We start from the raw sequence: 12,851 nt of genomic DNA on the forward strand, positions 1-12,851 counted from the left end.
TTTACCTCGTCATTTTCTTTAGTTTTTTGATTCCCGGAACAAGCGCCTTCATAAATGGTTCTACAACATCGCTTGTCTGGCTGTAATTCAGGCTTATTCTGATACTGCTGCCAGCGATCTCTTCTCCTTTTCCCATCTCCAAAAGCACCTTGCTCGGCTTATGTTCCCGTGCGGAGCAGGCTGCTGTCGTTGACACAAAAATATCCTGTTCTTCAAGCATGTGCAACAGCACCTCGGCTTTGATGCCGGGCACTGAAAAATTGACAATGTGCGGCGCGCTGTTTAAAGTAGGGGTATTCATCACAACTCCCTCTGTCTCACTCAGCCTCTTGAAAAACAATTCCTTTGCGGCCGACATGGCGCCGAGGCGATGTGAAAAGTCTTGAGCCGCCAAATTCACGGCTTTAGCAAGTGACACAGCTCCCGCTGTATGCTCGGTCCCAGCACGCAAGCCGCTTTGCTGCGAACCGCCTGTCAACAGCGGAACAAGGCGTGTGCCTTCCTTTACAAGAAGCGCGCCCGTTCCTTTAAGACCGTGAAATTTATGGCCAGAGATGGTGCAAAGATCAATTCCTGCTTTTTCTATCATTAAAGGCACTTTATGAACGCCCTGCACATAATCAACATGAAACAATATTTGCGGATAGGCTTGCAATACTAATCCGGCCTGTTCAACCGGCTGGATGGACCCGATTTCATTGTTCACATGCATCATGCTGACAAGAATGGTATCCGGCCGGATGGCGCTTTTGAGCTCATCGACTGACACAGCCCCGTCTGCGTTTACTGAAAGATATGTCACTTCAAAACCAAATAACTCCTCCAGCTGGTCCAGAGATTCAGCAACTGACGGATGCTCAATTGATGTCGTAATGATGTGCTTACCTGTTTTTATTTTGGACAAAGCAGCGCCTTTTAAAGCCAAATTGTTCGCTTCCGTTGCGCCTGATGTAAATACAATATCATAATTCTTTAGACCCAAAGCTTTTTTTATTTGATTTTTTGCTGCGTACAGCAGCTGTTCTGTTTCTGCTCCATACCGGTGCAAAGATGACGGGTTGCCAAAGTAGCGCCGGCTTGTCTTTTCATATACGTCCAAAACTTCATCATAAGGTTTTGTCGTAGAACTATTATCTAAATATATCATCTTTTTTTACTCCTTTATGAAAGCGGTACATTGGACGGTATTTATGTTATCACAATAAAAACTTAATAGAAAATTACAAAAAGCTAGTATTGACTTCTGTTCTCATTGCCATATAATAAGATTTGTTCATTTCGTCATATTATCTGACAATTAATTGACAGAATATTTTAACATAGTAACTAGGAGGATTTTTTTCATGAAACAAACATTACCTGTCAAAGAAACCGTTATTATCGGTTTTATGCTTTTTGCATTATTCTTTGGCGCAGGAAATATGATTTATCCGCCTGAATTAGGTCAGGCCGCCGGACACAATGTATGGAAAGCGATCGGCGGATTTTTGCTAACAGGTGTGGGCCTCCCGCTTCTCGGAATCATCGCGATCGCATTAACGGGAAAAGACGCAAAAGGACTTGCCGATAAAGCGCATCCGGTTTTCGGCACAGTATTCACTGTGGTTCTTTACCTGTCAATCGGGCCTTTATTCGCTATACCGCGAACAGGAACGGTCTCATATGAAATCGGCGCGGTTCCTTTTTTAACCGGAGTACCTGAGAGATTATCTTTATTTGTTTTCACGCTCTTATTTTTTGGCATTACTTATTATTTGGCTATAAACCCATCAAAAGTTGTGGATAGAGTTGGAAAAATTCTCACTCCAATCAAATTTACCATTATTTCTGTCATTGTAATTAAAGCGATTATTACACCAATGGGCCATTTTGGCGCAGCACAACAAGCTTATACGGCAACACCGCTTTTTAAAGGATTTTTAGAAGGCTACAAAACAATGGATGCGCTCGCTTCAATTGTTTTTGGCGTCGTAGTCGTCAATGCGGTTAAAAGCAAAGGTGTTACAAATTCGAAAGCTCTTGCTGCCGCTTGTATCAAAGCCGGCATTATTGCGGCTCTGGGACTGACGTTTATTTACGTCGCGCTGGCTTACTTAGGAGCTACGAGTACAGATGCCGTCGGCCCGCTTGGAGAAGGTGCCAAAATCTTATCAGCTTCATCCAGCTATTTGTTCGGTTCTTTAGGAAATATAGTATTGGGTGCAGCCATTACAGTTGCTTGTTTGACAACAAGCATCGGCCTTGTCACCTCCTGCGGTGACTACTTTTCAAAATTGATTCCTAAATTGTCTTACAAAATGGTTGTGACCATTGTCACTTTATTCAGCTTGATCATTTCAAATTTTGGGCTCGCTCAGATTATAGCATTTTCTGTTCCCATTTTATCAGCTATTTACCCGCTTGCAATCGTTATTATCTTGCTTTCCTTTATAGACAAGCTTTTCAAAGAAAGAAGAGAGGTTTACATTGCGTGTTTGATTACCACTGGGATGTTCAGCCTTATAGACGGTTTGAAGGCAGCCAGCATTCCCCTCGGATCATTAGACAAATTTTTAAACGCTCATCTTCCGCTTTACAGTCTGGGCATAGGCTGGGTTCTTCCAGCTGTCGCAGGAGCGCTGATTGGATATATTCTCACTTTCTTTATCAGTCCCGCTAAACAGCTAGTTAAATGAAAAAAATAGTAAAAAAACGCATGCATTTCAGAAGAGAATCTGAGCTGCATGCGTTTTTATATGGAATGATGCATAAAAAGAACCCGCTTTACCAAGAAGCGGGTTCTTTTTTATTGATGAACATGTAACGCAGATTGCTCCGATTCTATCTTCTTCACTGCGCCCGGAACGGTTTTTTCAACAGCGGCCGCCGCAATTTCGTATGCTTCTTTATAATCGTAAGCATAGAACCGTCTTTCTGCCTCTTTTAACTGCTCAGATAATATATGGTTCTGGCTTCTGAAGCGATTGCCGAACTGGATGATTTTTTCAATCAGATTCACCTGTTCTACCAGCCCTTCTGATTCAAGGCTGACTTGGCTGACGATTTCTTCCGCCTGCTTCAGATGCCTGCTGGCTTCTTCCATATTCAGCGGAATCTCATTTAATTGGTTCCCAGTTTCTTGAATATGGTGGTGCGCTTTTTCCAGCATCTCTTTTATATGTTCCGGTATTCCGGGTATGTTGCTTGTTTTAAGCAATCTCGATGTTTCAGAAATGGTTTTTTTCAAACCGTCAAGCGTCTCTCTCGCCTGCAATTCTTCTTTTCTTAATGCCTGCAGTTTCTCACGGTATTCATCATGCTCTTTTTTGACCTCATCGATTTGCTTCTCAATGTGAGCAACCTCTTCTATCAAAAGGGAATACGCTACCTGCTCTCCGTCAAGCTTGTCTTTCACCTGATCAAGCAGCTTGCCGATGTCTTCAATTCGTTTCTCAAAGGCTTGCTGTTTCCCAATCTCACCTGCTGTCAGCCTGTAGCTTTCCTTGACAAGCTCCGTTTCTGCCTTTGTCCGCTCTTTTTCTTCTTCGAGCTTATCGTATGCAATAACCAGTTCCGGCATTTTGCTTAATACAGACTGGCCGGCTTCCACTTCGCCCTCAAGCTGCTCATACAGGGATTGAATCGCATCATCAATCAGCTGAAGCACCGCAGATGCATCGTCGATATCCAATTCCTTCAATAAAGAGCCCTCCGCCCGTTTTAACTGGTTCGACAGATTTTCTAATTCTTTTTCGATTTGAATGTGCTCAAGCTTATAGCCCTTTTCCGTCATTTCGTGATAGCCGTCTCTAAGCTTTGTGATTTGGTTCGGAATGGTCTGCTTACAGTCAGCTAACAGCTTAGGAACATCATCTATGTATGATTGAAGCTGATCAAGGCTGCGATCCTGTTCAAGAAGCACTTTTCTGGCGGCGATATAGTTCCCGCCTTCGGTCTCTTCTTCAAACTGTTTGATGCCGCTCCAGATCTCATCAAGATCCTGTTCAAGACTGTCATAAAGCTCCCCGTATAGATGGCTGTATGCAAGCAAGTTTTTGCGGGATTTGGAATAGCGATCCCTGACCTCTTCGATCTCGTGGCGGCTTTTTTCTTCGCTTGTGACAAGATCGCTGATTTCCCGCAAAATCGCCTCGATATTTGACTCTGCCGCCGTCAGCAAGTCATCAATATGAACGAGAACCTGATTCGCTCTTTTGAAGCGGTATTTATCAGCTAATTCCTCGGCATCATAAAGGAGCTCTTCGACTTTGGGCATATGGGCTGTGACGATTTCATCCCATTCTTCGCGCCATTTTTCAAAGAACTCTTCTGTCTGCCCCGTCATTTTCAAATGTTTGATTTTGGACATTTCTTCCACAATCGAACGGTTTAAAATTTCAATTTTCCATGATTCCAAACGGTCAATTTCAGTGTATATTTTTTTCCTGAAAAAGTAGCCCGCTGCAAACAGCACGAGCAATATGATTAATAATCCAATGACTAACTCCATAATGAGCCCCCTTGTTGTATATCCTTAATCTGTCAGGGTGTTTTATTATTCAGAAAGATTTCAGTATATGTATTGAGAAAAACTGTCGTTTTCATTGTTATTATGATACCATGTAACCAACATTTTTTGACCAGAAATCAAAAACTTTTTGCATAAAATCGGCAGGATTTGACTATTTTTTAACGGGGTGAGCAGCAATGTTAAAAAGAGACGGACATATTCATACGCCATTTTGCCCTCACGGATCAAAAGACGCGTTTACTCTCTACATCGAAGAAGCGATAAAAAAGGGGTTTCAATCCATCACTTTTACCGAGCATGCCCCTTTGCCCCCCTCATTCACTGACCCTACGCCGCTCCAAGACAGCGCGATGACGCACGCTTCATTAGAACGCTACTTAAACGAGCTGCCAGGACTCAAAAAGAAATACAGCGGCCAAATTGACATACTGACAGGGCTTGAAGTCGATTATATATCCGGCTATGAGCATGAAATCAAATCATTTCTGGATACATACGGGCCCTCTCTTGATGACAGCATATTATCCGTCCATTTTTTGCCCGCCGGCTCGTCCTTTCTCTGCCTTGATTACGATGAGCATACATTTAAAGAGCTGATCGCGGTATATGGGAGCGTTGAGAATGTATATGAGCAGTACTATAACGAAATCTATTCTTCTATTGTAGCATCAATCGGCCCCTTTAAGCCAAGACGAATCGGTCATCTCACCCTTGTCAAAAAATTCGCCAAGCTGTTTCCGTATGAGATGTCGGCAACCGTGCGGAAGCTTGTGTCACGGTGCCTGGACGCCATTAAGGCAAACGGGATGGAACTCGATTTTAATACGGCAGGTCTCAGAAAGGCGTACGCCGGTGAGATTTATCTGGAGGAGTGGATGATCGCGGCTGCGAAACAAAAAAAAATCCCGCTCGTCTACGGGTCTGATGCCCATCAAGCGCAGGATATCGGATATTCATATGAGTCTTACCGGAGCGCCGCCCGCTAATTCGTAAGCGCCACATCTCCGGTGCTGAAGACGCTCTTGATCCATACTTTTACTTCTTCAAAATACATTTTATAAAAATACGGCTCGTGCGGCTGCATGTAAAGCACTTCAGTAATATATTGCGGCTGGAGATAAGGCATCATCAAGAGAGATTTTAATTGAAGGATAAAATGCGGCACAGGCAGATTCAAATATTCCTTGTTTTTCGTCCCTTCTTCAATGATCAGCTGTAAGATATACTTTTCTTTCATCAAATAAGTGGACATGATTTCACGAATCAGCGTGGAATCAATCGTCACCTCCCGATAAACAAACCGAGTTAATTGACGGTTATCGTGCTGATAGGATAAAATATCGAAAACCAATTGCAGGATGCTTTCCTGTGTGCTTTGGAATTCGGTGCGGCTGCAGGCATTTTCAAGCGTCTTGCTGTAGCCTTCGTAAAACTCGGAAACTAAATGTTCCATCAGACCGCCCTTGCCTTTAAAATAGTAGGAGATGTGCGCAACATTAACATCAGCTGACTTTGCGATTTCACGGACAGACGTACCGGTAAATCCTTTCTGGTTAAACAGCATGACGGCAGCTTCAATAATTTTGTCTTTGGTGCTTAATTTCATACGGCTCACCCCTTCTTAGTTATAACAATTCAAGCAGAAGGCCGCCGTTCCTGTAAGAACTTATCGACAAATGCCGGCATCACGGTAAGAACTTTGTTTTATATTATAGAAAAAGTGAGGTTTTTCCATGTTTCATGTCGAAAAACAATCTGGAGATAAAGAAAAAGACTACCAGCTTCTGCTAAAACAGCTTGAAGCGATAACAGAAGACGAAACCGATGCCATTGCGAATTATGCAAATGCATCCGCACTTCTTTACCATTCATTAGACGAGGTCAACTGGGCGGGATTTTATTTCGCCAAAGAAGGAGAGCTCGTGCTCGGGCCGTTCCAAGGGCTTCCTGCCTGTGTCCGGATTCCTTTCGGAAAAGGGGTGTGCGGCACAGCCTATTCAAACGGAACTGTCAAGCGGGTGAGTGACGTTCACGCTTTTCCCGGGCATATCGCCTGCGATGCGGCGTCCCAGTCTGAAATCGTGCTGCCGATTCATGTAAACGGGAAGGTGATCGGCGTTTTGGACATTGACAGTCCCGTCAAAAACAGATTTGACGAAGTTGATGAAACGTTCCTTACGTTATTTGTTGAAAAGCTTGAAAAAGCATTAGCATAGAAAACAAGGAGCCGGTCTGTGTACCGGCTCCTTTTCTATTGAGAACTTGTTCCGTGGATGATTAAACGGTTTTTCCCGCTTCTTTTGGCGGTGTAGAGCGCTTCATCGGCTTGCTGTACCAATTCTTTTAACGATTTTCTCGCTTCCGCCGTCCAGCAGGAAATTCCGCACGAAATCGTCACTTCGGGCTTTGTGCTTTCTCTGACTGCGCGAACGAGCCTCTGGGCGATTCGTTTTCCCGCTGCCACATTCAGCATCGGCAGGTAAATCGCCAGCTCCTCGCCTCCCCAGCGGGCCCCGATATCATGTTTACGTATGTTGCTTTTGATGACAGCCGCCACCTGAATTAAGATCTCGTCCCCCGTCTGATGTCCGTATGTGTCATTGACATTTTTAAAATTATCAATGTCAATCAGAATGAACACGCCTCTTTGATGGGTTTTCATGCTGTATTGAATTTTTTCATCTAAATAGGTTCTTGAATATAATTCTGTCAGCTGATCAGTCTTGACGAGATGTTCCAGACGATCACGAAGCATAGAATTGGTAACAGCCAGTGTAGAGTGATGGATCAGTGCCTCAAACAACTTGTATACTTCAAAGGTGAAGGCATACAGGTCTTTTTTCAGCACGATGGCAAAGCCTAATATCCGGTCATTCTCCATCATCGGCACGGCCATAAGGGAGCCATAACTCTTCTCTCCGAATAAAGAACGCCCGTTTCCGATGAACACCCCTTTTTCTCCATCGAAAAGCTTTTCTTTCACCGAACGGATATACACGTCAGAAGAACCTTTTTCAAAAAAAGGGGTGCCTCCCGGCAGCAGTGTCTGTTTTTCAAAGTGATCAATATGAAAAAAGCCGACTTCTTCAGCATGAAACGACTCTACAATTCTTGCCGTCAGATCTTTCATTGTGTCTGTCAGTCTCAGCCGCTGATTGAGCTGGCGGGATGTTTCATTAATCAATTCCAGATTGGCAATGCTTGTTTTGGACTGCTCATAGAGCTGGGCATTTTCAAATGCTCTTCCCGCCGCATTTGCGATCAGTGACATTTCATCCAAATCGCCTGCGGAAAGCGGAACCCCTGACTTTGCCTCAGCCATCAGCACCCCGTATGTTCCCTGCTGACCCTTTATCGGTACATAAACGGCTGATTCGTTTTTTCTCAGTATCTCCCCGGATAAATACACATGAAGCGCAAAGGAATCGGCACCTTCTCCTTCCATCAGCAGCTCTTTTGCGGGCAAATCCCGGCATGTATCCCGATCCTGAGAAATAAACAAAGAAAAATGAAAGGACGGATAAGCGTCGTTTAAGCTTTCCAGCAGCTTCTTCAGCACTTTCTTTTGATCTAAGAGCGAGTGAAACAGCTCTGTCAGCTTGTATATTTTTTTCTGATGCACCGCCGCTTCATACAGCTTTTCCTGCTTCATGGACTGATTCAAAAACAAGGAAATCAAGTCAGGCAGTTCGGCAGGAATCTCTTCTCCCTGTTTACAGGTTAAGTTTAGGCTGCTGCCTGTTGAATGATCTGAGATTACATAAAAAGAGCCGCTGATTTTCGTTGCAGCAAAACAAGCTTCTTCCTCGGTCTTGTATTTCGTTTGAGCAGATTCTGCCGGTGAAAGGGTTAATAATAGAGATGAAAAGCAGGATTCAAGAGCTGAGGTCAGCCAAAGCAGCGAGTCGGCAAAAGTCACGGATTTTGGCGTCGTTAATAAAAAATGCAGCATGCGCTGATGAAAGATCGGCAATATATGTTTTGTTTGGTTTATCAATTTTTATCACCTAAAAAGTAAACTTCTAATTTTTGTTTATTATAGCATAACCGTTTGCTGAATAGCTTTGCAGACGATGATGGAGAAATGGTTGACTTCAAAGCGAAAAACTTATATAATGCTCTTTGTGTGAAATATTGCAGCCTTTTTGTTCAGCTTCTGTGTTTCATTTTGTTCCTTAAGCTTTAAGGTGTATCGTGTAACTCTCTGCTGCTGGAGCGAGGATACATGAAAACATAATGACATAGTCGAATAGAGCAGACGGTTTTTATTTTCCACAAAATAAAACCAAAGGAGGAGTCACATTATGGCTCGCTATACAGGTCCATCTTGGAAACTGTCCCGTCGTTTAGGAATCTCTCTAAGCGGAACAGGAAAAGAATTAGAAAAACGCCCTTACGCTCCAGGTCCACACGGTCCAGGACAACGTAAAAAATTATCAGAATACGGTTTGCAACTGCAAGAAAAGCAAAAACTTCGTCACATGTACGGTGTAAACGAACGCCAATTCCGCACATTGTTTGACAAAGCTGCTAAACTTACAGGTAAACACGGTGAAAACTTCATGATTCTTTTGGACGCTCGTCTTGACAACCTTGTGTACAAGCTAGGTTTAGCACGTACTCGCCGTCAAGCTCGCCAATTGGTTAACCACGGTCACATTCTTGTTGACGGAAGCCGCGTAGATATCCCGTCTTACCAAGTAAAACCTGGTCAAACAATCGGTGTTCGCGAAAAATCAAGAAATCTTTCTATCGTGAAAGAATCTGTAGAAGTAAACAACTTCGTTCCTGAATACCTTACATTCGACGCTGAAAAACTTGAAGGTTCATTAACTCGCCTTCCTGAGCGTTCTGAACTTGCTCCAGAAATTAACGAAGCGCTTATCGTTGAGTTCTACTCTCGTTAATCGTAATGCTTCTTTAAAGAGCATTGACTTAAACCCTAGAAACTTTGTTTCTAGGGTTTTTCTTTTGGTTCTGCTATGCAGAATACCGTATTCTCCTTTATTTATTTGGGATGTAATGAATTGGATTTCAATTATATTTAGAATTCCTCTTATGTGTAAAAACAAGTTATTGTACAGAAATTCATGGTTTTTGAGACAAATAAAAAAGTAAAGGAGGTACTTATAGTACCTCCTTTACTTTCCCTCTTCATAGAATGAAAGAAGAACCTGGTATTATACAATCCCCTTTTCTATCCATTAAAAGTATTCATTTATAATTAGTCCTTTAAAAAGGATAACAATGCTTCATTAAATTCCTTGGGATGTGTTGCATTCAACCCATGTGGCCCCCCTTTTATTAAAGCTACTTTGGCATTAGGAATTGCTTCATAGGTTCGCTTCCCACTATATTCAAATGGAACAGTTGCATCCGAATCACCATGAATCACAAGAGTAGGGATATTAATTTTGGCTAAATCTCCCCTAAAATCTGTTTTACTGAAAGCACCAATACAATCTAAAGTCCCTTTAGGAGATGCACCTGCTGCAATATCCTTATTGTAAAGTCGGAATGGTTCACTAACTAAATCCGTTCGATCTCCAGCTGCAAAAAATATCTTTGTAAACTCATCAAGAAAAGCTAATCGATCATCTTTTACCCCGTTTTCAAATCCTTGAATTGCTGCATCATCTAATACTCCCTCAGGATGATCTTCAGACTTATAAAGAAATGGTGGTACAGCTCCTGCAAATACAGCCTTTTCTACTCTATTGGTTCCGTAGGTTCCAATATAGCGTGCTACTTCTCCGCCCCCCATTGAAAATCCGACCAGTGTCACATTTTGGAGATCCAAGTGTTCTAGTAACAGATGTAAATCAGTAGCTAATGTATCATAATCGTAACCGTTCCATGGCTGAGAAGAGTTTCCGAACCCTCGGCGGTCATAAGTTATGACTCTGTATCCACCCTCAACGAGAGCCGGGACTTGGTATTCCCAAGATCGACCACTTAATGGCCAACCGTGAATTAATACAACTGGATTCCCCATACCGTGATCCTCATAAGAAAGTTCAATAGGTGTGTGATTTTCTGTTCCTACAGTAATTTTTGCCATTCCTATACCTCCAATATATAGCCTTTTCTCCAATAATCGAGGTGAACCTCGTAGCCTATTAACTTTCTTTCCTTCCAGCCTCAATAATCCTTCCTATAATTTTTATATGGATAGAAGGTTATTTCAAATAGGGAGGAAGCTGCAGGACTAAAACTATTTAACAGTTAAAGAAATTTTAATCCAATCATTCCCCAACTTCCTGCTTAAATAAAGGAATTACCTTATATATCACATGATGCTATGGGTTTCTCTAAGAGAGAGTATACCAACATACTTAATTACAGGCAGTTTAGTAAAATATAGGTGAGCCGACTGTTAACCAGTCGGCTCCTACCTCTGTTTGATCTAGTTACGTTATTAATTCAATAATAATCGCCTTCACTTTAAAGAGAAAGTTAGGCTTTTTTCATTTTTTATGTTTGGGTCCGTCATCGGCCCCAAACCCTTATTAGAAAGCAAAGCAAGTACAACCAATACCCCATTTAGTTCCATCTTTTCCTATTACGGTATGAGTGTGTTGATGGAGAGGGTTACTGCAACTATGTTTGTGATCATGGGCATCGTGAGAAAGTATATTGTGGGTTAGGTTAGCACCACCATAACCATAAACCCCCGTCGGTGCCCAATCAGGTGATGCTGGCGGCAATTCAGGTGATAAATTTTTAAATTCATCATTTCCATAAACAACTTGCCCACCCATAATGGTGAGTAATGATTCAAGGTCTTTGATTTCTTCTTCTGGCACAGTAAAGTAGTCAGCAGACAATACAGCAATATCAGCAAACTGACCTACTGCAAGGGTTCCCTTTTTATCTTCATCACCAGAGAACCACGCACTCCCTTTGGAATATAATTCCAGAGCTGCGTTTCTGTCAAGCTTATTCTTTTCATATATCGAAAGTCCACCAATGGTTTTTCCTGCAACCATCCAGTAAAGAGCAACCCAAGGGTTATAGCTGGAAACCCTCGTTGCATCACTACCGGCGCCAACAGGTATACCAAGGTCTAGCATACGATAAATCGGAGGAGTACGCTTTGCAGCTTCCTTTCCGTATAAATCAACAAAGTATTCACCTTGGAAAGCCATGCGGTCTTGGATGGCAATACCGCCATTTAAAGCCTTAACACGTTCCATACTACGATCTGAGATTGTTTCTGCATGGTCAAACCACCAGCGTAGACCATTAAAAGGAATTTCTCTGTTGACTTCCTCAAAAACATTTAAGAAACGTGTTATTGACTCGTCATAAGTTGCATGTAAACGGAATGGCCAACGGTTTTCCACCAATAGAGAAATTACTTTCTTTAAGTCAGCTTCCATCACCGTAGCTAGGTCGGGCCGCGGCATTTGAAATTTTTCAAAATCGGCTGCCGAGAATACTAACATTTCTCCGGCACCATTCATTTTATACTTATCATTTCCTTGACCAGGAGACACAATTTTTGCCCATGAAGCAAAGTCTTCATATTCATGATTTGGATTTTGTGTAAATAGATTATAAGCAATACGCAAAGTTAATTGATCCTTCTCGGCTAAATGTTCAACAACTTTGTAATCATCAGGATAATTTTGGAACCCGCCACCTGCGTCAATGGCACTTGTGATACCTAATCTATTTAATTCGCGCATAAAATGGCGAGTTGAGTTAATCTGGTCGTCAAAATTAAGTACTGGAGCTCTACCCAAACTTGAATAAAGAATAGAAGCGTTAGGGTTGGCAATTAAAAGACCCGTTGGATTACCTCGTTTATCCCGCTCAATTAAACAGCCCGGGGGGTCTGGGGTATCTTTTGTGTATCCCAGTGCACGCAGCCCTGCACGATTTACAAGTGCTCTATCGTAAAGATGCAGCACAAAGACAGGCGTGTCTTCAGAAACAGCATTAATCTCTTCCAAAGTTGGCATCCGTCTTTCTTTAAATTGAAATGCAGACCAGCCTCCAACTACTCTTACCCACTGAGGAGCAGGTGTACGCCTTGCCTGCTCTCTAAGCATTTCCAGCGCAATAGCAAGTGATGGCACACCTTCCCAGCGCAATTCCATATTATAATGAAGACCGCCACGAATAACGTGTATATGAGAATCATTCAAGCCCGGAATAGCTCTCTTTCTTTTAAGGTCTATTTTTTTGGTTTTTTCTGTGGCACTATCAAGAAGCTCATCTCCACCTACTGCAGTGATTAAACCATCAGTTATGGCGATAGCCGATACCTCAGGTTGAGATGGGTTAAGAGTAGTGATTTTTCCGTTATATAAAATCATATCCGGTAAATTCATGT

General features: G+C 42.5%; 10 protein-coding genes. 4 read left to right on the plus strand and 6 right to left on the minus strand.

Features of this window, described 5'->3' with window-relative positions; all coding sequences use genetic code 11:
- Position 1: 1 nt before the first annotated feature.
- Positions 2–1,147: a cysteine desulfurase family protein gene (locus tag AXI57_RS13085; protein WP_061670321.1), complete on the minus strand. Its 1,146-nt coding sequence runs from the start codon at positions 1,145–1,147 to the stop codon at positions 2–4.
- A 196-nt stretch (positions 1,148–1,343) separates the two neighbouring features.
- On the opposite strand from AXI57_RS13085, the gene brnQ reads away from it, so the two are divergent.
- Positions 1,344–2,675, plus strand: coding sequence for a branched-chain amino acid transport system II carrier protein (brnQ, locus tag AXI57_RS13090; protein WP_003325068.1), 1,332 nt, complete (start codon positions 1,344–1,346; stop codon positions 2,673–2,675).
- Between the two features lie 110 nt (positions 2,676–2,785).
- On the opposite strand, the gene ezrA is transcribed toward brnQ, so the two are convergent.
- Positions 2,786–4,489 (minus strand): septation ring formation regulator EzrA, encoded by a 1,704-nt coding sequence (ezrA, locus tag AXI57_RS13095; RefSeq protein WP_061670322.1) that lies wholly within the window; start codon positions 4,487–4,489, stop codon positions 2,786–2,788.
- Between the two features lie 197 nt (positions 4,490–4,686).
- On the opposite strand from ezrA, the gene hisJ reads away from it, so the two are divergent.
- A complete protein-coding gene (gene hisJ / locus AXI57_RS13100) occupies positions 4,687–5,496 on the plus strand; it encodes a histidinol-phosphatase HisJ (RefSeq protein ID WP_061670323.1) in 810 nt (269 codons plus the stop codon).
- On the opposite strand, the gene refZ is transcribed toward hisJ, so the two are convergent.
- Positions 5,493–6,116, minus strand: a complete 624-nt coding sequence (gene refZ, locus AXI57_RS13105; RefSeq protein WP_061670324.1) for a forespore capture DNA-binding protein RefZ — start codon at positions 6,114–6,116, stop codon at positions 5,493–5,495. The genes hisJ and refZ overlap by 4 nt on opposite strands.
- Before the next feature lie 127 nt (positions 6,117–6,243).
- On the opposite strand from refZ, the gene AXI57_RS13110 reads away from it, so the two are divergent.
- The gene (locus AXI57_RS13110) at positions 6,244–6,726 is read left to right on the plus strand and encodes a GAF domain-containing protein (protein ID WP_003325063.1); all 483 of its coding nucleotides are present in this window, start codon (positions 6,244–6,246) and stop codon (positions 6,724–6,726) included.
- A gap of 35 nt (positions 6,727–6,761) precedes the next feature.
- On the opposite strand, the gene AXI57_RS13115 is transcribed toward AXI57_RS13110, so the two are convergent.
- Positions 6,762–8,507, minus strand: coding sequence for a sensor domain-containing diguanylate cyclase (locus AXI57_RS13115; protein WP_061670325.1), 1,746 nt, complete (start codon positions 8,505–8,507; stop codon positions 6,762–6,764).
- A gap of 307 nt (positions 8,508–8,814) precedes the next feature.
- Between AXI57_RS13115 and rpsD the strand changes: the two genes are divergently transcribed.
- Complete coding sequence (rpsD, locus tag AXI57_RS13120; protein WP_003325061.1) at positions 8,815–9,417, plus strand: 30S ribosomal protein S4; 603 nt, start codon at positions 8,815–8,817, stop codon at positions 9,415–9,417.
- Positions 9,418–9,734: 317 nt separating this feature from the next.
- Here rpsD and AXI57_RS13125 read toward each other — a convergent pair whose 3' ends face one another.
- Positions 9,735–10,571, minus strand: a complete 837-nt coding sequence (locus AXI57_RS13125; RefSeq protein ID WP_061670326.1) for an alpha/beta fold hydrolase — start codon at positions 10,569–10,571, stop codon at positions 9,735–9,737.
- 448 nt (positions 10,572–11,019) lie between these two features.
- The gene (locus tag AXI57_RS13130; RefSeq protein ID WP_061670381.1) at positions 11,020–12,849 is read right to left on the minus strand and encodes an amidohydrolase; all 1,830 of its coding nucleotides are present in this window, start codon (positions 12,847–12,849) and stop codon (positions 11,020–11,022) included.
- Positions 12,850–12,851: the final 2 nt, after the last annotated feature.

Source organism: Bacillus atrophaeus, assembly GCF_001584335.1.
Lineage (GTDB): Bacteria > Bacillota > Bacilli > Bacillales > Bacillaceae > Bacillus > Bacillus atrophaeus.